The following is a 20,666-nucleotide window of genomic DNA, read 5'->3' on the forward strand; positions in this document are numbered from 1 at the left end:
TCGTTGCCGCCTGCGGCGGCGGCCTTCGGATTCCCTTGGGCGCATCGACGCCCCTCGCTCACGCCCGACCCGTCACCGACCGCTCCGTCGATTGCTGGCGCAGGGTGGCGGGGCGAGTTGTTTGCTTGGCGTTCTGGCGGCGGTCGGGGTGTTTAGGGAAGATCTTGCGGGGTCGCCAAAATCGGCCGCGCGGGCGGCCTTTTTTGGCGTTCGGGCGTCTTGCGTCGTGGGGATGACGCTGCGCGCCTTTTTCGGGGTCTGACGCCCTTGTGATCTCCGTCAATCCGCCGCGGGCATTCGCGGGTGTCAGACACCGTTGGCGGTGGTGTGCCCGGCCGCCGTGACGCCGGGGGCGGGCGGTTATCATGGCGGCCTTCCCGAAATTCGCTTTTTTGAACGGACTCTCGCCATGGCCCTGCGCGCCACCATCTACAAGGCCGACCTGAATGTCGCCGATACCGACCGTCACTATTACGGCAGCCACGGGCTGACGGTGGCGCGTCATCCTTCTGAAACGGATGAGCGGATGATGGTCCGCCTGCTGGCGTTTGCCTTGCATGCGCAGGAAGAGCTTTCGTTCACCAAGGGGCTGAGCGACACGGATGAACCGGATCTGTGGGTGAAGGATCTGACCGGCGAGGTCAAGCTGTGGATCGAGGTGGGCCAGCCGGAAGAGCGCCGCATCTTGCGTGCCTGCGGGCGTGCGGACGAGGTGATCGTGTATTGCTATGGCGGGTCGGCCAGCAAGATCTGGTGGGACGGGGTGCGCAACAAGCTGGAGCGCACGCGCAATCTGAAGGTGGTGAACCTGCCGGCGGAGCAGACGCGGGCGCTGGGCAAGCTGGCCGAGCGCACGATGCAGTTGAACGCCAATATCTCGGACGGCGTGGTGTATTTTTCGGCGGAAAAGGGCGAGGTCAGCATCGAGCCGGAGGCCTGGCGCTGAAATTGGGGCCGGGGGTTGCGCGGCGGGCGCGGGCAGGCTTAATATGACGATCATCATATTTTGATTGCCCCGATCATGGCCACTTCCCGCCGCAAGGAACAATCCCACGAACGCATCGTCGATGCGGCCGCGCGCGCCATCCGGCGTGGCGGGTATGCGGGGGTGGGCGTCGCGGACATCATGAAGGAGGCCGGGCTGACGCACGGCGGCTTTTATGCGCATTTCCCGTCGCGCGATGCGTTGCTGGCCGCGGCGATGGAACGTGCCGGGCAGGATGGCGCCGAGCGCCTGAACCAAGCCATGGCGCGCCGCCGTGCCGAAGGCGCCAGTGCGCTACGCGCCTGGGTGGAGTCCTATCTGGGGCCCGCGCATCTGGCGGGTTGCGAAACCGGCTGTCCGCTGGCCGCGCTGGCCTCGGAGATTCCGCGTCAATCCGAAGGCGTGCGCGAGGCCGCCGCGGGGCGCGTCGAGCGCCTGCTCGACACTATCCGGCGGCTGCTGCCGGCCAGCGCTGGCGAACACGCGGCGGCGGCGGTGCTCAGCACGCTGGTCGGCGCGTTGCAACTGGCCCGCGCGCTGGGCGACAACGACCGCGGCCGCGCGGTGCTGGCGTCGGCCCGCCAATCGATCCTGGACCAGTACGACCACGAGGGTCCCGCCGCCTCCCACTGATTGCCTATCCATTGGCCGCATGCGCGGCCTTTCTTTCATCCAAAAATATGATGATCATCATATTTGTGGATAGTCCCCCCCATCATCCGCTTACATCACCGATCAGGACTGACATCATGGAACTCAAGAACGCCGTTGTTTTCATCACCGGGGCCAATCGCGGCCTGGGGCTGACTTTTGCCCGCGAGGCGCTCGCCCGAGGCGCCCGCAAGGTCTACGCCGCCGCGCGCGATCCGTCTGGCATCACGCTGGAAGGGGTGGTGCCGGTCAAGCTGGACGTGACCCGCGCCGAGGACGTGGCCGCCGCGGCCGAGCAAGCCGGGGATGTGACGCTGGTCATCAACAATGCGGGCATTGCGGAGATGGGCGGATTCCTTGCGCCGGGCAGCGTGGCGTCGGTGCGGCGCCATCTGGACGTCAATCTGTTTGGCCCGCTGCTCGTGGCGCAGGCGTTTGCGCCGGTGCTGGCGGCGAACGGCGGCGGCGCGATGCTGAACGTGCTGTCGATCGCAAGCTGGACCAACAATCCGGTGCTGGGCGCGTACGGCCTGAGCAAGTCGGCCGCCTGGGCGCTGACGAACGGCCTGCGTCATGAGCTGCGCGGCCAGGGCACCCAGGTGCTGGGCCTGCACATGGGGTTCGTGGACACGGAAATGACCAAGGAGATCGACGCGCCGAAGTCCACGCCGCAGGCCATCGTGGCGCAGGCGCTGGACGCGCTGGAAGCGGGTGACGAGGAGGTGCTGGCCGACGAGCGGACCCGCCAGGTCAAGCAGGGCCTGTCCGCCAATCCGGCCGTTTATCTTTGATCGGGAGCCATCGGCCATCATGCGTGCCCATTCGACTTCCACCGCTTCTCTTCCTGGCGCCGGCGACAGCGCCGCGGCCGTGCCGCCCGCCACGTCTCCCTGGCCTGTGTTCTGGGTCGCCAGCATCGCGGTGTTCCTGGTGTCGCTGGACAGCACAATGCTGTACGCGGCGTTCGGCGCGTTGCGCGAGGGGTTTCCCCAGGCGTCGGCCGCCGACATGTCCTGGGTGCTCAATGCCTATACGGTGGTGTATGCCGCCATGCTGATCCCCGCGGGGGGACTGGCCGATACCCATGGCCGCAAGCGCATGTTCATGGGCGGGGTGCTGCTGTTCCTGGCGGCGTCGGCCGCCTGCGGGCTGGCCGGCACCGAACAGTGGCTCATCGCCGCGCGGGTGCTGCAGGCGGTTGGCGCGGCCCTGCTGACGCCGGCCTCGCTGTCGATCGTGCTGGCAGCGTTTCCGGCGTCGCAGCGTGCGGTCGCGGTCAGCCTGTGGGGCGCCGTGGGCGGGCTGGCGGCGGCGGTTGGGCCCAGTTTGGGGGCCTTCGTGGTGGACGTGGCGGGCTGGCCGTGGGCGTTCTACATCAACCTGCCGCTGGGCGCGGTGTCGCTGTGGTTCGGCGCGGGGCTGCTTCGGGAGTCGGTCAAGCCCGAGGCGCGCCGCCGCGTGGACGGCGTGGGCATGGCGCTCTTGATCGTGGGCGTGGGCGCGTTGGCGCTGGCCATCGTGCAGTCGGAATCGCCGTCATGGCGGCGCGGCGAGCTGGCGGTGGCGGCCGCGGTGGGCGTGATTTCTATGATCGCCTTCGTTGCATGGGCCCGCGCCACGCCGCACCCGCTGGTGGACCTGGCGCTCTTTCAGCACCGGACGTACCGCTACGTGAATCTGGCGACGTTCAGCTTCGGCATTGCGTTCGCCATGATGTTCTTCGCGTTCTTCTTCTACATGACGGGCGTGTGGCATTACAGCCTGCCGCGCGCGGGGCTGGCGGTCACGCCCGGGCCGCTGCTGGTGATGCCCACGGCGATCATCACCGGACGTCTGGCCGCGCGGATGGGCCATCGCCCGTTCCTGGTGGGCGGCGCGCTGGTGTATGCGGCCAGCGGGTTGTGGTTCCTGCTCGTGCCCGGCGCGGAACCGGCGTACCTGCGCGAATGGCTCCCCGGTCTGGTGCTGAGCGGCATCGGCGTGGGCATGGTGCTGCCGTCGCTGTCCGGCGCGGCGGTGAACCGGCTGCCGGCCCGGCATTACGCGGTGGGCAGCGCGGTGAATCAGGCCACGCGCCAGATCGGCGGGGTGCTGGGCGTGGCGATCACGGTGTTGTTGCTGGGGCAGGGGGCGGCCAGCCACGCCGATTTCTCGCTGATCTATGCCGGGCACGTGGCGTTGGCGCTGCTGACGGCGCTGCTGTGCCTGCCGGTGGATACGCGGCCGAAGGCGGCCTGAACGCGGTGGCAATGCGGGCGGGCCGGCGCGATTTCTGATCGGCGCGCCGGCGGCCATTTTTGCGGCCGCTTTCGGGGACAGCTGGACGGGACCGGCGCAGGCGCATGGCCTCGCGCCACGGATGGCTCTGAAACGCCGTTTGGGACGGGAACGATCGTACCGGCGCACCATCGAAATGATGCAATTTTGGTGCGGAACGTGACAGAATGTCAGCCACGCTCAGCTCGGCCGTATTGATGAATCCCGTATTGATCAGGTCCCGAAATGCCCGCTACCGGTGACGCGTCTCCATCCCCTGCGCGTGTCGACGACGCGGACGGCGCGCAGCCTGAAGCGGACGGCCCGTTGGACAAGCTGGCGCGCCTGGCCCGGCGCCTGTTTGGCGTGGACATGGCGCGGGTGGCCTGCACCGACGCCGATGGCGTGTGGCAGGCGGTGTCCGGCGCGCTGCCCTCCATGCCGGCCGATCTCCCCTGGTCCCTCGAATGCCCCGTGCGCGCCGCCGATGGCCGTCTGCTGGGCGCTTTCCGGCTGCTGCACGGAAAGCCGCGCGAGGTCACCGACGAGGACCGGCAGGCGCTGCAGGATCTGGCCAGCCTGGCCGCCACCGCGGTCGAAAAGCGCCATGCCCTGGCCTGCGAACGCGCCGACGAAGACACCTGGCGCGACGAGGCCCGCAAGCTGTCCCTGGCCATCGCCGGCAGCGGCACGGGCGTGTGGGACCGCAATGTGGTGACGGGCGAAATCACCTATTCGCCCGGCTGGAAGGCGCTGCTCGGCTACGGCGAATCCGAACTCTCGACACGCATCGAGGACGCCTACACCCGCCTGCATCCGGACGACCTGGCGTACGTCTGCGCGGCCATGCAGGACCACTTCGACGGCAAGACCGACAGCTACGAGGTCGAGCACCGCATCCGCTGCAAGGACGGCAGCTACAAGTGGATATGCAGCCGCGGCAAGGTGATCAGCCGCGACGAGTCGGGCAGGGCGCTGCGCATGATGGGCACCACGACCGACATCAGCGCGGTGCGCGCCATGTCCGAGCGCCTGCAGCGCACGGCGGACCTCGTCGTCAACCTGACCGACGCCGTGCCCGGCCTGGTCTTCCAGTGCCGCCCGGTGCCCGAGGGCGGGTCGTGGTTCTCGTACGTCAGCGCGGGCATCTGGGACATGTTCGAGCTCACCGCCGACGACGTGCGCGCCCGCACCACCGCCATCGAGCAGCGCATCCATCCCGAGGACCTGCCTGCCTACCTGTCGTCATTGCAGGCCGCGGCGGCGGCGCAGGCGCCCTGGCACCTGGAATTCCGCGTATGCCTGCCGCTGCAGGGCGTGCGCTGGCGGCAGGGCGATGCCAGCCCGCGGCGCGACGCGGACAACGGCGTGGTCTGGCATGGGTTCGTCACCGACATCACGGATCGCAAGCGCGCCGAACTCGAACTGCGCGAACTGGCGGCCACCGATGCGCTGACCACCTTGCCCAACCGCCGCCATTTCATGACGCGCATCGCCGCGGAGCTGGCGCGGCTCAAGGGCCACGGCGGCCCGGGATCGGCGGTGCTGATGTGCGACCTGGACCACTTCAAGCACATCAACGACACGTGGGGCCACGCGATCGGCGATGGTGTGCTGCAGCATTTCGCGGCCATGCTGCGCACGCAGTTGCGCGAGATCGACCTGGTCGGGCGCATCGGCGGCGAGGAGTTCGCCGTCGTGCTGCCCGACACCGACATCGCGCGCGCGCACGTATTCGCCCGCAACGTGCAGCGCCGCATCGCGGATACCCCGTATTCGTCGGGCGGGCGGGACATACCGCTGACGGTCAGCATTGGCATTTCCACGCTGCATACGAAGGACGACGACGCGGAGCTGGCGCTCAGCCGCAGCGACCGCGCGCTCTATTACGCCAAGCAACGAGGGCGCAACCGGATCGAATCCGTGTTTTTCCGATGATCCTGGCGTGGTTGCCTTGCTACGGCTGTTCCAGCGGCCACACTTCAACCACGCCGTGGGCAACGGCGCAGGGCGTGCGAGACGCCAGCGCGATCGCCTCGGCCAAGTCCGCGGCTTCGATAATGGCAAAGCCGGCCACCGGCAAGGCTGATCTCATATACGGCTCGTTCATCGTTTCCACCCGAACCGCGTCGGTGTTGCGCACCTGGACCGGGGCGCCCGCAATGCCCATCAACACGCCATCATCCTGCAATTGCTTGTCATGCGCGTGAGCGGCGTTTCTTACGTTGTGCGGGGTGCGGTCATAACCCGCTTGATCCCCATACCCGATGGTGATGAACGTTGGCATGAATCGTCTCCTGACGTTATTCCCTGTTGGGGTTATCCCTTGTCGGGAAATTCTTGAACAGGTGAGGTGATTTCGAGTAAATAGCTGGGCAGCCTACTTAATAGGGACGCAGACAACAATAAATCTGAAGCATCCCTAAATTTTCGCGCTGACCCGCCGATAACAGGGGTAGTCGGCGCACGGTTTTGTCATCAATCCGGCAATTTCCACGGATCGGAATTAGCCGCGCTGATTGAACAAGAACAGCGGCGCCCGGCAGGCCGCACTGACGGCCTTGCCGCATCCCCCCATGTTTGCTTCGCCTGTAGTGGCACGTCCGATTGAATATCCCGGCTAACAATAAACCTTGTATGCCGGGCTTGCTTACGTCAACAACAACAACCCTCTCACGTGAGACATTGCCCATGCGTACCCCCTCTGCCGCCCGCAAGCTGAGACTTAGCCCCGGCTATCTGGCGCTTGCCGCTGCAACCTGCATGCCTCTTGCTGTAACCCCGTCGTTCGCGGACAGCCTGCTGGTGGGCAACGGTGGCAATGGCGGCGTGGCGGCTGGCGCTTCTCCCGCTGGCAGTGGTGGAGGCGGTGGTATTGGTGGCGGCGGCGGCGGCGGCGGGGCTGCCGCCAGCGGCGGCGCGGGGGGTGGTTTGGCGCGCGGTGGCGATGGGACAGCTGGTGATGGCTCGAGCGGCGCAAGCAGCGGTGGTACCGACGGTGGCGCTGGCGGCGCATCTGGCACCTTAGGCGGGCAGAGCGGCGTTGGTGGCGGCGGCGGCGCAGGCGGCCCAACGGACGGTTCTGGAGGCGGCGGCAGCGGCGGTGGCGCGCTGGGGGCTGGCGGCGGCGTGGGCACCGGTGGGGCTGGCGCCGATGGCGGCGCTATTGTCCGCCTCGACGGAACGTCTTTTACGGGTACGGCAGGCCAGGGCGCCCAAGCGGCTTCCTCGGGCGCTCTCAACCCGCTACCCCCACTGTACGACTACATCGGTATTGGTGGTGGGGGCGGTGGTGCCGGTACATTCGCGGATGGTGGGGACGGCACGGCGGGCAGCCTGACGGCCAACGGTACGGTGTTGTTCGCATCCCGCTCAGTACTGGTGGGCGGGGCGGGCGGAGGTAACAGTCTGGGAGCCACCGGTGGCCGCGGCGGAGACGGCGAACTGACGCTGACAGGCTCCATGCTGGTTATTCAGAATGGGGCGCTACAGATCGGCGGCGCTGGCGGCGGTGGCTCGGCGTCCGTGCCGACAGGCGGCCAAGGCGGCAACGGCACGGTGACGGTAGACGGCAATTCCACCCTGCAATTCCTCGGCGCGGGGAGGGTGCTGGTGGTAGGCGGCGGAACCGGTGGCGGAGCCGGCGTGCTGAACCTGGGTCAGGGGGGGCTGAGCTTCATGAATAGTGGGACGTTCACCATTAACGCCAATGGCACCCTCAATATCGGAAACGCGTCGCCCAACGCAGCGACGGGCGGCACGATCAGCTTCCTGGCCCCCCTGATCAACAACGGAACGATCAACTTCAACCAGTCCGGGTACTACGCGCTGGGCATGGACATCACAGGTTCTGGTTCCTTGGTGGTCAACAGCAGCAGCGGGGGGGTGCTTACCGGCACTAACACGTATACGGGCGGAACGACCGTATCCGCGGGCACCCTGTACATCGGCCAGGGCGGCATCGCGGGCTCAATCGCGGGCGATATCGTCAACAACTCGTCGGTCGGTTTCAACAGAATCGGCACTATCGACTACGCCGGCAACATCAGCGGCTCTGGTTCGTTGATCAACCTTGGGACCGGCCTGCTGCGGCTGTCGGGTGCCAGCACCGCGACAGGTCAGATCATTGTTTCCAGAGGCGGCCTGGAGCTGACGGGCGCTTCGGCGCGGTTGGGAAGTGTGACGTCCGACGTATACGTCGGTGCGGACGCCGCTGCGCAATTGATTGTTAGCAACGGCGCACAATTGACGTCCCATGACGTGCAAGTCGCTTCCTCTTCTTATGGCGGTGACGCAACCGTTACGGGAGCAGATTCGACGTGGTCGGCCAACTACCTTGAGATCGGTGGGGCCCTGGGCGGGGATGGCTCGTTGCAAGTCATGGACGGCGCTCAGCTATCGGCCGCGAAGAGCTTCGTCGGCAGAGTTGCAAACGGGAGCGCCCTGGTCTCTGGCGCAGATTCACGATGGGACAGCCAATTCGGGTTGATCCTGGGCAGCGGAGCAGGCGGGACGGGCTCGGTGATCGTGGACGGGGGCGCCACATTGAGCGCCCAGCAGGTAGAGATCACCGGTATGGGCGGATCTGCGGAAATCTACGGTTCGGACGCGACCGGCCGAGGGGTTCTGCAGACAGCGTACGTTGAAAGACATGCCGGCACCCCGATAAGCACCGTCGACTTCAATGGCGGTGTGCTGCGGGCGACAGCCTCGCAAACCAACCTCTTCCAGGGCTTCACCGCCGGCGATATCACGCTGGGCGCGGGCGGCATGTACCTGGATTCCAACGGCTTCGACGTGGGCACCTCGACGGTGCTGGACGGCACCGGTCAGCTCACCAAAACCGGCGCGGGCACGTTGACGCTGTCCGGCGCCAACACGTATTCGGGCGGCACCGTTATCCAGGGCGGCACGCTGTCGGTATCGGCCGACGTCAGTCTGGGCGCGGCCATCGGCAACCTGGAGATGGCCGGTGGCACGCTGGCTACGACCGACAGCTTCGACACGAATCGCAACGTCTCCTTGGCGCAGAACGGCACATTCAATGTGGCAAACGGCACGGAACTGGGCTTGACCGGCACGGTCTCGGGCACGGGTGCTTTCGTCAAGGACGGCGCCGGCACGCTGACGCTATCGGGCATCAACACGCATGCCAGCACGCAGGTGCTGGCCGGCACCCTGATCGGCAACATCGCGTCGATCCGTGGCGACTTGCTCAACAATGGCTCGGTCGTCTTCGACCAGGGCGTGGACGGCAGCGCCGCGGGTTCGATGTCAGGCACCGGCAGCAATACCAAGCGTGGGGCGGGCGTCCTGACCCTGGCCGGCACGAACGCGCTGAACTGGAACATCGAACAAGGCACGCTTGCCAGCGAGGCCTCGCGCTATGACGGCAACGCCACCATCGGCGCCGCGGGCACGCTGCGCTTTGCGCAAGCGGCCAACGGCAGCTACGCCGGCCAGATCTCCGGCAGCGGCATCTTCGAGAAAACCGGCGCGGGCGCACTGACCCTCAGTGCGGACAACAGCGCCTACACCGGCACGACGCGCGTGCAGGCCGGCATGCTGACCGTGGCCAATCAACTGGGCGGCAATGCGGACGTGGTGGGTGGCCGCCTGCATGTGACGGGCGCGCTAAGCGGCAATGCCGCGATCGGCAATACCGCCATCCTGTCGGGCACCGGCACCATCGGCCAGAACGTCACGCTGACGGGCGGCACGCTGCAAGGCGCGCAAGGCGGCACGCTGACCATCAGCGGCGATCTCACGCTGGACAATGCCAGCCAGGTCAATGTGGCGTTGGGCAATGCCCCGTCCAACGCGCTGTTCGATGTGCAGGGCAACCTGGCCTTGGCCGGCACGCTGAACGTCACCGACGATGGCGGGTTTGGCCCCGGCGTCTACCGCCTGTTCGACTATGGCGGCACGCTGACCGCGAACACGCTGGCCATCGGCGCCGCACCCACAGGTGTTACGGCCGCTGACCTGCGCATCCAGACGGCCGTCAACGGCCAGGTCAACCTGATGTCCAGCGCCGGCGCCACGCTGAGCTTCTGGGACGGCAGCAATGTCGCGCAGCGTGACAACAGCGCTATTGATGGTGGCTCGGGTGCCTGGCGCACCGATGGCATGAACTGGACCAACGCCGACGGCACCCTGAACGGCCGCTTCCAGCCCAACCCCACCTTTGCCGTGTTCCAGGGCCAGGCAGGCACCGTGACGGTGGACGACACGGCGGGTGCGGTGAGCGTGACGGGCATGCAGATCGCGTCGAACGGTTACCGCATTGAAGGCGATTCGATTGCGCTGGCTGGCGGCGCGGAAACCATCGTGCGCGTGGGCTCGGGCGATGTGTCCGGCGCGGCCATCACCGGCACCATCGCGTCGAACCTGACCGGGGCAAGCAAGCTTGTGAAGGCCGACTACGGCACGCTGGTGCTGACGGGCGCCAACGCTTATACGGGCGGCACCGAAGTCCGCACGGGTACCTTGGTGGGCAATGCGGCGTCGATTCGGGGCAATCTGCTGAACAACGGCGCTGTCGTGTTCAACCAGGCTACCGATGCTGCCTACGCGGGCATTGTGTCGGGCACGGGCACGATGGCCAAGCAAGGCGCGGGCACGCTGCAACTGTTGGGCGACAGCAGCGCCTTTACCGGCCAGACGCAGGTCCAATCCGGGATGCTGTGGCTGTCGGGCATGCTGGGCGGCGACGTCACCGTAAGCGGCGCGGGCATCCTGTCTGGCATCGGCCGCGTTGACGGCAACGCCACGCTTGCGGGCGGCGTGCTGGAAGGCGTGCAAGGACAGGCGCTGACCATTGGTGGCGACTTGTCGCTGTCCGGCACCAGCCAGGTCAACGTGACGCTGGACCGGTCGTCGAACAACGCGCTGTTTGATGTCGGCGGCAACCTGACCCTGGCCGGCACGTTGAACGTGACGGACCAAGGCGGCTTTGGCGCAGGCGTTTATCGCTTGTTCGACTACGGTGGCAGCTTGGTCAACAACGGCCTGACCGTGGGCACCACGCCCGCTGGTATCGATGCCAGCACGTTGGCCGTGCAGACGGCGGTGGGCGGACAAGTGAACCTGGCCTCGATATCCGGCGTAACGCTGGGCTTCTGGGACGGCGATGACACTGCCCGCCACGATAACGGCGCCATCGACGGCGGCGCGGGCTCCTGGCGCGCCGATGGCCGCAACTGGGCCAACACGAACGGCACGCTGAACGGTCCGTTCCAACCCAACCCCACCTTCGCGGTCTTCCAGGCGCGGGCGGGAACGGTCAGGATGGACGCCTCGGCCGGCGCGATCGGCATCACCGGCATGCAGATTGCCACCGATGGCTATCGCATTGAAGGCGACGCCATCGCGCTGCAAGGCGCGGGCGGTGAGAGCATCATCCGAGTGGGGGCGGGATCGTCGGCGGACGCCAGCATGACGGGCACCATTGCCTCAACCCTGACCGGCGCCAGCAAACTGGCCAAGGCCGATTACGGCCGCCTGGTGCTGACCGCCGACAACACCTACACCGGCGGCACGGATGTGCGCCTGGGCACGTTGTCGGTGTCCAGGGACGCCAACCTGGGCGCGGCCACGGGCGGTGTGACGCTGAGCGGCGGCGTGCTGGCCACGACGGCCAGCTTCACGACAAACCGCGCCATCACGCTGACGCAGTCCAGCGGCATCGATGTGTCGTCCGGCACCACGCTCGGCTTGTCCGGCGCGATCAGCGGCAGCGGTGACTTGAGCAAGGCAGGGGCGGGCGTGCTTACCGTGTCGGGCGACGGCAGCGGCTACACCGGCAGCATGCTGGTGCAGGAAGGCGCGTTGAACCTTGCATCGACCGGCAAGCTCGGCGGCGCCTTGACCTTGGGCAGCGGCACGCTGTTGCAAGGCGCGGGCCAGGTCGGCACGACCACGCTGCAAAGCGGCGCCATTCTGGCGCCGGGCAAGGTCAACGGCACCTTGAACGTGGCGGGCAATCTGACCTTCATGCCGGGGTCCGTCTATCAAGTGGCGGCCGATCCGGCGTCATCCGACAGCGCCCGCGTGGCCGTCAGCGGCGTTGCCAATCTGGCCGGCTCCGTGGTGCACGTCGGGCCGGAAGGCGGGTTTGAAACCACGCGCCAGTACACCATCCTGAGCGCCAACGCCATCAACGGCCAGTTCGACAACGTGTCGTCGAACTACGCCTTCGTGGCGCCAGCCCTGCGCTACGGCGCGCAGGATGTCACGCTGCAACTCGGGCGCAAGCAGGTGCCGGCAGAGCCTGGCACGCCCTCTCGCCCCATCGCCTTTGCCGACGCCGCGCGCACCGGCAACCAACGCGCCGTCGCCAATGCGCTGGACAGCCTGCCGGCCGACAATGCGCTGCACCAATACATCCTGACCTTGCCCGAAGGCGCGCCGCCTGCCGCCTTCAACAGCCTGTCCGGCGAAGCGCACGCCAGCGTCGCGTCCAGCTTGATGGGTTCCAGCAGCATTACGCGCACGCTACCGCTGTCGTACCTGCGGGCGAACCTGAACGCTGGCATGAGTCCGGGCGCGCCCACGGCGCAAGCGGGCGGCACGCTGTCCGCGTCCGCCTTGCCGTCGTCGAATGCCCGGCCCGCGTGGGCCGAGCTGGTCGGCAACTGGCAAACGCAGAACGCCACGGACAACACCGCGCAAGTCCGTCAGCACACCGGCGGCGTCTTCGTTGGCGCCGACCATGCCGTGGGCAACGGCTGGCGGGTGGGCGGGGCCGTCGGCTACACCGACAGCAAGATCCGGGTTGACGATCGCTCGTCGAACGCCGACGTGTCCGGCTACAGCGCGGCCATCTATGGCGGCAAATCGTTTGAGGCGGGTGCGGGCAAGCTGAACCTGCTGGTCGGCACGTCGTACACCTGGCACGACGTCAGCACCGAACGCTACGCCACCGTGGCCGGCGCATCGCAAAAGCTGACCGCCGACTACGGCGCCAGCACCACCCAGCTCTTCACCGAACTGGGCTATGCCATGCCCTTGTCAGACCGCGCCACGCTTGAGCCCTTCGTGGGGCTGGCCTGGAGCGACCTGCGCAGCCGCAGCTTCAAGGAATCGGGCGGTTCGGCGGCGTTGAGCGGCCAAAGCAGCCGCGACAAGCAAACCAGCAGCACGCTGGGCATGCGCGCACAAACGGACTTCACGGTCAGTGGCGCCGAAGGCCGCTTGCAAGCCACGCTGGGCTGGCGCCATGCGTTTGGCGATGTGTTGCCGCAATCCACCATGGCGTTTGATGGCGGCCAGGCGTTCACGGTGTCGGGTGCACCGATTGCGCGTAACGCGGCGGTTGCCGAGCTGGGCGCGGAAGTGGCGGTGTCCAAGAATGCGTCACTGGGCTTGAACTACAGCGGACAGTACGGCGGCGGAAGTCGCGAACACGCGGGGTCGTTGAACGCGCGCTGGCGGTATTGAGGACATAGGGTGCAGGAAATAGGGGGTCAGACTGCAATTCCCAGGTGATATTGCAGTCTGACACCTTAAAACAAACACTCCAGCCCCTCATCGCCAGCGTCCGCGTCGATCCCCGCCGCCCAGGTTTCGCGCGTGATGCCGTCAGTGTTTTCCCGATAGAACAACCCGCCCGGTCATTTGTTCCATTGACGGTACATTAGGACACCCCTAGAGTTCCCGTCATGGGAACCTCATTACCGCTTCCGAAATACCACCAGATCTATCTCGTCCTGCGCGAACAGCTGCAGGAGGGGCGGTTTGACCAGGACGGCGTGCCCGGCGAACACGCGCTGGCCGACCAGTTCGACGTGGCGCGCATCACCATCCGCAAGGCGATGGAGATGCTGGTGGCCGACGGCCTGGTGTCGCGCCGGCCGGGCCTGGGCACTTGGCCCCTGCGCGGTGCGACCAGCGCCCAGAGCGCCGCGGCGCCCACCGCGCAGCAGAAGGCGCACCTGACCGGCCTGCTCGAAAACATCGTGAACATGGGCCTGCGCACCTCGGTGCAGGTGCTGGACAGCACGCTGGTGTACGCGCCGCCCGCCGTGGCCGAGGCGCTGCATATCGCGACAGGCACGCCCGTGCACAAGAGCCTGCGGGTGCGCAGCACCGAGGCCGGGCCGCTATCCCACATCACGACCTACGTGCCGCAAACCGTGGCCGACTTCACGCGCGAGGACCTCGAACGCGAGCCGCTCCTGATGCTGCTGGAAGCGGCCGGCGTGGAATTCGGCGGCGCGACGCAGACCATTTCGGCGCGGCTGGCCGATGCACAGGTGGCGCGCCACCTGGACGTATCGGTCGGGTCGGCGCTGCTGGCGGTGACGCGCCTGGTGCGCGACGTCGATGACCGGCCCGTGCAGTTGCTGCAGGGCCTGTACCGCCCCGATCGCTATCAATATCAGTTGCAGCTATCGCGCGTCGGCAGCATCGACGCCAAGGTCTGGGTCAGCGAAGAGCTGTCGGCCCAATTTCATTGAACCCCGTCGGAGATCCCCCCATGAATTCGCGCCGCACTTTCCTCTATCAATCCGCCGCCGCGGCGGCCCTCGTGTCCGCGCCCTGGGTGGCCCGGTCGCAGGGCGCCACGCCCATCAAGGTCGGCGTGCTGCACCCGGTGACCGGCGCGCTGGCGTATTCCGGCCAGCAATGCCGCCTGGGCGCGCTGCTGGCGATCGAAGACATCAACAAGGCGGGCGGCATCAAGTCGCTGGGCGGCGCGCCGCTGCAGGCCGTGCTGGGCGATGCGCAGTCGCGCCCCGAGGCGGGGTCGGCCGAAGTCGAGAAGATGAACGAGGCGGGTGTGGCGGCCATCGTGGGCGCCTATGCGTCGGCAATCTGTCTGGCCACGACGCAGACGGCCGCCAAGTACAACCTGCCCCATGTGGTGGACGTGGGCGTGGCCGACCAGATCGTCGAGCGCGGCCTGAAGAACACCTTCCGCTTCGGGCCGGGCTACCGCGCCTGCAGCGAACGCGCCATCCTGGACCTGGCGGCGCTGAACGAAGCCGCCGGCAAGCCGGCCAAGACCGTGATGATCGTGCACGAGGACTCGCTCTTTGGCACCGGCACGGCGGCCCTCTTGTCCAAGTCGCTGCCGCAGCATGGTTTCGAGGTGAAAGAGGTGGTCAAGCACCCGAACCCGACGCGCGACTTCAACAACATCGTGCTGCGCATGCGGTCGGTCAATCCCGACATCGTCATTCCGGCCAACTACTACAACGAATACGCCTTGCTGCTGCGCGCCATGAAGCAGCAGAAAGTGCAGCCCAAGGCCATCTACTCGGTCCTGGGCGGGGCGGCGTCCAGCTACAAGTTCCTAAAGGAATTCCCGGACATCGCCAACGGCATCATCGACTGCAACCACTGGTTCAACCCCAAGGATGCGCGCGTGGCGCCGCTCAAGGCCCGCGTCGAAGAGAAGGGCGCCTACTTCAGCTACGAGGTCTTCATGACCTACACGGCGATGCTGCTGCTGGCCGACGCGCTGGAGCGCGCCAAGTCCGCCGACCGCGCCGCCATCATCGAGGCGCTGGCGTCCAGCACGTTCCAGGACAACCTGATGCCCTACGGCCCGACCAAGTTCGTCAACGGCCAGAACACCGGCGCCCAGCCGCTGCTCACGCAGGTGATCGGGGGCGACATCAAGGTGATCTTCCCGGCCGAGTTCCGCCAGGCCGACGCCGTCTTCCCGCTGAAGGCCTGATCCGACCCATGCTCGATCCCGCCATCCTCTTTTCCTCGGTGCTGAACGGCCTGACGACGGGCGCGGTGTACGCGCTCATCGCCCTGGGCCTGACCCTGATCTACGGGGTGCTGCACATCATCAACTTTGCCCATGGGGCGGCGCTCATGGTGGCGCTGTACGCCGTATACCTGCTCAAGGACCGCCTGGGCATCGACCCGTACGCGGCCCTGCCGCTGGTGGTGCCCGGGATGTTCGCGCTGGGCTATGCGCTGCAGCGCTTTGTCATCAACCGCGCCAGCCATGGCAAGGACGAGAACATCCTGCTGGTGACGCTTGGCCTGGCCATCGTGCTGGAGAACCTGGCGCTGGTCTGGTTCAAGTCCGACACCCGCAGCGTCGACACCGCGTACACGCTGTCCACGGTCGAGATCGGGCCCGCCCTGATCGCGCTGCCCAAAATCATCGCGTTCTGTGGCGCGCTGGCGGTGGCGGCGGTGCTGTTCTGGATCATCCGCAGCACCGACCTGGGCCGCGCGATCCGGGCCGTGGCCCGGGAAAAGCAGGGCGCCAAGCTGATGGGCATCGACGTCGAGAAAGTCTATGCGGTGTCCTTCGGCATCGGCATGGCCTGTCTGGGCGCCGCGGCCTGCTTCCTGCTGCCCGCGTATTACGTCAATCCGCAGGTGGGCAGCGGCTTCGTGCTGGTCGCCTTCACCATCGTGGTGCTGGGCGGCATGGGCAGTTTCGTGGGGGCGCTGGTGGGCGGTCTGCTGATCGGCGTGGTGGAGTCCATCGGGGGCCTGTTCCTGGGCGACTCGCTGGGCCAGATGGGCATCTTCGCGATCTTCATCGCGGTGCTGCTGTTTCGCCCGCAGGGGCTGTTCGGGGCGAGGGGCTGAGCATGAAACGGGATCTCTGCGCAATCGCGCTCTTTGCTGTGGCCCTGGCGGCCGTGGCCACGTTCGCCCAATCGGGCGTGCTGCTGACCTTCGTGATGATGTCGCTGTATGCGGCCCTGCTGTCGCAGGCCTGGAACATCCTGGGCGGATATGGCGGCCAGTTGTCGTTCGGGCATGCGCTGTTCTTTGGCGTGGGCGCGTATGCGCAGGCGCTGGGCCAGCTCAACCTGGGCCTGAATCCCTGGCTGGTGCTGCCGATGGCGATCGCCCTGGGCGCGCTGGTCGGGCTGGCGGTGGGCGGGCTGACGTTCCGCTACGGGCTCAAGGGTTCGTACTTCGCGCTGGTGACGCTGGCGTTCGCCGAAGTGTTCCGCATCCTGGCGTTGTCCGTGTCCTTCACCGGGGGCGGGGTGGGGCTGATGGTGCCGCTGCAGGAAGGCGTGGCCAACATGCAGTTCGGCTCGCGCCGCGGCTACATCTACCTGCTGCTGGGCTTCGTGCTGCTGGCGCTGCTGGTGACGGCGTGGCTGCGCCATTCGCGCTTCGGCGCCTACCTGCAGGCGGTGCGCGACAACGAGGACGCGGCGCGCGCCATCGGCGTGAATCCGCTGCGCGTGAAGCTGGGCGGCATCGCGCTGTCCGCGGCGTTCATGAGCGTGGCGGGAGCCTTCTACGTGCAGGTCTTCCAGTACATCGACCCGGGCATCGCCTTCGGCTCGGCCGTGTCGGTGGAGGCCCTGGTGGGCGCCATCGTCGGCGGCATGGGCACCCTGTGGGGCCCGCTGCTGGGCGCGGTCACGCTGCATGCGCTGGCCGACCTGACCCGCAACCTGTTCGGCGAACTGCCGGGCATCAGCATGGTGATCTACGGCGTTGTGCTGATCCTCATCGTGATGTTCATGCCGCGCGGCATCACCGGCGGCGGCCAGTCGCTGGGCCGCCTGATTGGAATGAAGGAGCGCGCCCGTGTCTGACATCCTGCTGCAAGCGCGCAATCTGTCCATCACCTTCGGCGGCCTGAAGGCCGTGCAGGACGTGAGCCTGGACGTGCCGCAAGGCTCGCTCACCGCGCTGGTGGGCCCCAACGGCGCGGGCAAGACCACGCTGTTCGGCCTGCTGTCGGGCTTTCTCAAGCCCGGTTCGGGCACCGTGCATTTCGCGGGCCAGGACATCACCGGCATGGCGCCGCACGAATCCGCGCGGCTGGGCCTGACCCGCACTTTCCAGATCGTGCAGCCGTTCGGCGCGCAGACCGTGCGCCAGAACATCGCCGTGGGCGCGCACCTGCGCCTGGCGGACCGGCAGGAGGCGCTGGCCGCCGCCGAGGCCGTGGCCGCGCGCGTCAACCTGCAGGCCTCGCTGGACAAGCCGGCCGCCGACCTGACGGTGGCGGGACGCAAGCGCCTGGAACTGGCGCGCGCGCTGGCCACGCGGCCGCGCCTGCTGCTGCTGGACGAAGTGCTGGCGGGGCTCAATCCCAGTGAGATCGACGAGATGATTCCGGTGGTGAAAAAGCTGGTGGACGATGGCGTCACCGTGCTGATGATCGAACACGTGATGCGCGCGGTGATGAGCCTGGCCGAGCACGTGTGGGTGCTGGCGCAGGGGCGCCTGATCGCCTCGGGCACGCCCGGCGAAGTCACGCGCGATTCCAAGGTGGTCGAGGCCTATCTGGGCCACGGCGCGGCGGCGCGGCTGGCCGCGCAGGGAGCGCCGGCATGAGCGCGCTGCTGGAGGTCAAGGGCCTGCGGGCAGGCTACGGGCGCATGGAAGTGCTGCGCGGCGTGGACCTGGAGGTGGGCGCGGGCGAGATCGTGGTGCTGCTGGGCAGCAACGGCGCCGGCAAGTCCACGCTGAACAACACGGTGTGCGGACTGTACCGGCCGTGGGGCGGCGCCGTGCGCTTCGAGGGCCAGGACCTGACCGGCCGCCACTACCGCCAGGTGGTGCAGGCCGGCCTCATCCAGGTGCCCGAAGGGCGCCGCATCTTCCCCAACCTGAGCGTGCGAGAGAACCTCGAACTGGGGTCGTTCACCCGGGCGCGCGAGCGCCGGGCGCAGAACCTGGACAAGGTGCTCGACATCTTTCCGCGGCTGCGCGAACGCCTGGAACAACTGGCCGGCACCATGTCGGGCGGCGAACAGCAGATGCTGGCCATCGGCCGCGGCCTCATGGCCGAGCCGCGCCTGCTGATCCTGGACGAGCCCTCGCTCGGCCTGTCGCCGCTGATGGTCGAGGAACTGTTCAGCCTCATCAAGCGGCTGCACGGCGACGGCCTGGCCATCCTGCTGGTCGAGCAGAACGTGGGCCAGTCGCTGGAAACCGGACAGCGCGCCTATGTGCTGGAGAACGGCGCCGTGCGCTACAGCGGCGCCTGTTCCGACCTCTTGGCCAGCGACGACGTGCGCCGCGCCTATCTGGGGATGTGATCATGGCCCAGCCTCAAACCCTGGCCCAGAAGCTGATCGCCGCCGCCTGCGGGCGCGAGGCGGTGGCCGAGGGCGAAATCGTGACCTGCGCGGTGGACCTGGCAATGTTCCACGATTCCAGCGGTCCGCGCCGGCTGCAGCCCATGCTGCAGGAGCTCGGCGCCACGCTGTGGGATCCGGCCAAGGTCGTGCTGGTCATCGACCACTACGTGCCGGAGTCCGACGACGAATCGCGCCGCATCGTGCGCATCGCGCGCGACTGGGCCGCGGAAAAGCAGTTGCCCAACGTGTACGACTCCGTCGGCATCTGCCATGTGGTGGTGCCGCAGCACGGCCACATCCGGCCCGGCATGTTCTGCGTGGGCGGCGATTCGCATTCGCCCACGGGCGGGGCGTTCGGCGCCTATATGTTCGGCATTGGCAGCACCGAGATGCTGGGTGTGGCGGTCACCGGCCAGATCTGGGTCAAGGTGCCCAAGACGCTGATGATGGATTGGCGCGGCCGGCTGGCCGACGGCGTCACGGCCAAGGACATGATGCTGCACATGATCGGCCGCTACGGGATGAATGGCGGACGCTACCAGGCCGTGGAGTTCTGCGGCGAAGCCGTGCGCGCGCTGTCCATGCAGGAGCGCATGACGCTGTCGAACATGAGCGCGGAGCTGGGCTCTCAGGTGGGCCTGATCGCCCCGGACGAAACCACCGCCGCCTACCTGCGGGCGGCGGGCGTCACGGCGGAACTGGACCTGGCGCGCTGGCAGGGCGACGCGGATGCCGACGCCGAATGGCACGACTTCGATGCGGCCGCGCTGGCGCCGCAGGTCGCCGCGCCGCACAGCCCCGCCAACGCGCGCGCCGTGGACGAATACCCGGACGTGCCGCTGCAGGTGGCCTACATCGGCGCCTGCACGGGCGCCAAGCTGGAGGACCTGCGGGCCGCGGCCAACGTGCTGCGCGGCCGCCGCCTGGCCGACGGCATGCAGTTGATGGTGGCGCCGGCCAGCCGGCAGGACCAGGAACAGGCGGACCGCGAAGGCGTCATGCAGGTGCTGCGCGACGCCGGCGCGCAGGTGCTGGCCACGTCGTGCGGCGCCTGTGCGGGCTACGGCGGCTCCATCCCGGATGGCGCCAGCGTCATCTCCACCACGGCCCGCAATTTCAAGGGGCGCATGGGCTCGGAGACGGCCCAGGTCTACCTGGCGTCGCCCTACACGGTCGCGGCCTCGGCCGTGGCCGGCCGCGTCGCCGATCCCCGGGAGTTCCTGGCATGAACGATCAGACCACGACGCACCGCGTCTGGCGCGTGGGCGCGGACATCGACACCGATGCGCTGGCGCCCGGCGCCTACATGAAATTCGGCATCGACGAGATCGCCCGCCATTGCCTGCAGCGCGTGCGGCCCGAATTCGCCAGCCAGGTCCAGCCCGGCGACGTGCTGGTGGCGGGCCCCAACTTCGGCATCGGCTCGTCGCGCGAACAGGCCGCCGCGGCGCTGGTGCGGCTGGGCGTGGCCGCGGTGATCGCCCCGTCCTTCAACGGCCTGTATTTCCGCAATGCCTTCAACGTGGGCCTGCTGCTCCTGACCTGCGAACAGGCCGGGACGCTGGCCGAAGGCGAGCGCGTCACGCTGGACCCGGTTGCGGGCCGCATCGGCCGGCCGGGCGGCGCGCCGGATGCATTGCACTGCGAGACCGTGCCCGGCTTCCTGCTTGACATGGTGCAGGCCGGCGGACTGCTGAATCTGCTGAAACAGCGTCAAACCTCTTAGGAATCACATC

Annotated in this window: 15 protein-coding genes; 14 read left to right on the top strand and 1 reads right to left on the bottom strand. The window is 67.6% G+C overall.

Annotated features, from left to right (window positions below; genetic code table 11):
- Nucleotides 1–409: 409 nt before the first annotated feature.
- The 5 genes from BMW75_RS21660 to BMW75_RS21680 all read left to right on the top strand — a co-directional run bounded on the left by BMW75_RS21660 (nucleotide 410) and on the right by BMW75_RS21680 (nucleotide 5,830).
- A complete protein-coding gene (locus BMW75_RS21660; RefSeq protein ID WP_092581808.1) occupies nucleotides 410–946 on the top strand; it encodes a YaeQ family protein in 537 nt (178 codons plus the stop codon).
- A 75-nt stretch (nucleotides 947–1,021) separates the two neighbouring features.
- Nucleotides 1,022–1,618 carry a TetR/AcrR family transcriptional regulator gene (locus tag BMW75_RS21665; protein ID WP_092581809.1) on the top strand — a complete coding sequence of 199 codons (597 nt, stop codon included), beginning with the start codon at nucleotides 1,022–1,024 and terminating at the stop codon, nucleotides 1,616–1,618.
- Nucleotides 1,619–1,734: 116 nt separating this feature from the next.
- Complete coding sequence (locus tag BMW75_RS21670) at nucleotides 1,735–2,427, top strand: SDR family oxidoreductase (RefSeq protein ID WP_092581810.1); 693 nt, start codon at nucleotides 1,735–1,737, stop codon at nucleotides 2,425–2,427.
- A 19-nt stretch (nucleotides 2,428–2,446) separates the two neighbouring features.
- Entirely contained in the window at nucleotides 2,447–3,874 is a 1,428-nt protein-coding gene (locus tag BMW75_RS21675) for a DHA2 family efflux MFS transporter permease subunit (RefSeq protein WP_092581811.1), read from the top strand.
- Nucleotides 3,875–4,138: 264 nt separating this feature from the next.
- Nucleotides 4,139–5,830: a GGDEF domain-containing protein gene (locus BMW75_RS21680; RefSeq protein ID WP_092581812.1), complete on the top strand. Its 1,692-nt coding sequence runs from the start codon at nucleotides 4,139–4,141 to the stop codon at nucleotides 5,828–5,830.
- Between the two features lie 19 nt (nucleotides 5,831–5,849).
- Here BMW75_RS21680 and BMW75_RS21685 read toward each other — a convergent pair whose 3' ends face one another.
- Complete coding sequence (locus tag BMW75_RS21685) at nucleotides 5,850–6,179, bottom strand: YciI family protein (RefSeq protein WP_092581813.1); 330 nt, start codon at nucleotides 6,177–6,179, stop codon at nucleotides 5,850–5,852.
- Between the two features lie 1,175 nt (nucleotides 6,180–7,354).
- Here BMW75_RS21685 and BMW75_RS21695 point away from each other — a divergent pair.
- The 9 genes from BMW75_RS21695 (at nucleotide 7,355) to BMW75_RS21735 (ending at nucleotide 20,656) form a co-directional block, all read left to right on the top strand.
- Nucleotides 7,355–13,333, top strand: a complete 5,979-nt coding sequence (locus tag BMW75_RS21695; protein ID WP_092581815.1) for an autotransporter domain-containing protein — start codon at nucleotides 7,355–7,357, stop codon at nucleotides 13,331–13,333.
- Between the two features lie 221 nt (nucleotides 13,334–13,554).
- Nucleotides 13,555–14,352 (top strand): GntR family transcriptional regulator, encoded by a 798-nt coding sequence (locus BMW75_RS21700; protein ID WP_092581816.1) that lies wholly within the window; start codon nucleotides 13,555–13,557, stop codon nucleotides 14,350–14,352.
- A 20-nt stretch (nucleotides 14,353–14,372) separates the two neighbouring features.
- Nucleotides 14,373–15,578, top strand: a complete 1,206-nt coding sequence (locus BMW75_RS21705; protein ID WP_092581817.1) for an ABC transporter substrate-binding protein — start codon at nucleotides 14,373–14,375, stop codon at nucleotides 15,576–15,578.
- Nucleotides 15,579–15,586: 8 nt separating this feature from the next.
- Nucleotides 15,587–16,459, top strand: coding sequence for a branched-chain amino acid ABC transporter permease (locus tag BMW75_RS21710; protein WP_092581818.1), 873 nt, complete (start codon nucleotides 15,587–15,589; stop codon nucleotides 16,457–16,459).
- Nucleotides 16,460–16,461: 2 nt separating this feature from the next.
- Nucleotides 16,462–17,433 (top strand): branched-chain amino acid ABC transporter permease, encoded by a 972-nt coding sequence (locus BMW75_RS21715; RefSeq protein WP_092581819.1) that lies wholly within the window; start codon nucleotides 16,462–16,464, stop codon nucleotides 17,431–17,433.
- A complete protein-coding gene (locus BMW75_RS21720) occupies nucleotides 17,426–18,181 on the top strand; it encodes an ABC transporter ATP-binding protein (RefSeq protein WP_092581820.1) in 756 nt (251 codons plus the stop codon). Before BMW75_RS21715 ends, BMW75_RS21720 begins: the two co-directional genes overlap by 8 nt.
- Nucleotides 18,178–18,888: an ABC transporter ATP-binding protein gene (locus BMW75_RS21725; RefSeq protein ID WP_092581821.1), complete on the top strand. Its 711-nt coding sequence runs from the start codon at nucleotides 18,178–18,180 to the stop codon at nucleotides 18,886–18,888. Before BMW75_RS21720 ends, BMW75_RS21725 begins: the two co-directional genes overlap by 4 nt.
- Before the next feature lie 2 nt (nucleotides 18,889–18,890).
- A complete protein-coding gene (locus BMW75_RS21730; protein WP_092581822.1) occupies nucleotides 18,891–20,159 on the top strand; it encodes a 3-isopropylmalate dehydratase large subunit in 1,269 nt (422 codons plus the stop codon).
- The gene (locus tag BMW75_RS21735; RefSeq protein WP_092581823.1) at nucleotides 20,156–20,656 is read left to right on the top strand and encodes a LeuD/DmdB family oxidoreductase small subunit; all 501 of its coding nucleotides are present in this window, start codon (nucleotides 20,156–20,158) and stop codon (nucleotides 20,654–20,656) included. The genes BMW75_RS21730 and BMW75_RS21735 overlap by 4 nt, the downstream gene beginning before the upstream one ends.
- Nucleotides 20,657–20,666: the final 10 nt, after the last annotated feature.

The sequence above is a fragment of the Achromobacter sp. NFACC18-2 genome (assembly GCF_900108985.1).
GTDB lineage: Bacteria > Pseudomonadota > Gammaproteobacteria > Burkholderiales > Burkholderiaceae_B > Achromobacter.

What these genes read in the sequence shown, in the direction of transcription:
- BMW75_RS21660 (WP_092581808.1), top strand. Translation starts at nt 410, where the DNA reads ATGGCCCTGCGCGCCACCATCTACAAGGCCGACCTGAATGTCGCCGAT.
- BMW75_RS21665 (WP_092581809.1), top strand. Translation starts at nt 1,022, where the DNA reads ATGGCCACTTCCCGCCGCAAGGAACAATCCCACGAACGCATCGTCGAT.
- BMW75_RS21670 (WP_092581810.1), top strand. Translation starts at nt 1,735, where the DNA reads ATGGAACTCAAGAACGCCGTTGTTTTCATCACCGGGGCCAATCGCGGC.
- BMW75_RS21675 (WP_092581811.1), top strand. Translation starts at nt 2,447, where the DNA reads ATGCGTGCCCATTCGACTTCCACCGCTTCTCTTCCTGGCGCCGGCGAC.
- BMW75_RS21680 (WP_092581812.1), top strand. Translation starts at nt 4,139, where the DNA reads ATGCCCGCTACCGGTGACGCGTCTCCATCCCCTGCGCGTGTCGACGAC.
- BMW75_RS21685 (WP_092581813.1), bottom strand. Translation starts at nt 6,179, where the DNA reads ATGCCAACGTTCATCACCATCGGGTATGGGGATCAAGCGGGTTATGAC.
- BMW75_RS21695 (WP_092581815.1), top strand. Translation starts at nt 7,355, where the DNA reads ATGCTGGTTATTCAGAATGGGGCGCTACAGATCGGCGGCGCTGGCGGC.
- BMW75_RS21700 (WP_092581816.1), top strand. Translation starts at nt 13,555, where the DNA reads ATGGGAACCTCATTACCGCTTCCGAAATACCACCAGATCTATCTCGTC.
- BMW75_RS21705 (WP_092581817.1), top strand. Translation starts at nt 14,373, where the DNA reads ATGAATTCGCGCCGCACTTTCCTCTATCAATCCGCCGCCGCGGCGGCC.
- BMW75_RS21710 (WP_092581818.1), top strand. Translation starts at nt 15,587, where the DNA reads ATGCTCGATCCCGCCATCCTCTTTTCCTCGGTGCTGAACGGCCTGACG.
- BMW75_RS21715 (WP_092581819.1), top strand. Translation starts at nt 16,462, where the DNA reads ATGAAACGGGATCTCTGCGCAATCGCGCTCTTTGCTGTGGCCCTGGCG.
- BMW75_RS21725 (WP_092581821.1), top strand. Translation starts at nt 18,178, where the DNA reads ATGAGCGCGCTGCTGGAGGTCAAGGGCCTGCGGGCAGGCTACGGGCGC.
- BMW75_RS21730 (WP_092581822.1), top strand. Translation starts at nt 18,891, where the DNA reads ATGGCCCAGCCTCAAACCCTGGCCCAGAAGCTGATCGCCGCCGCCTGC.
- BMW75_RS21735 (WP_092581823.1), top strand. Translation starts at nt 20,156, where the DNA reads ATGAACGATCAGACCACGACGCACCGCGTCTGGCGCGTGGGCGCGGAC.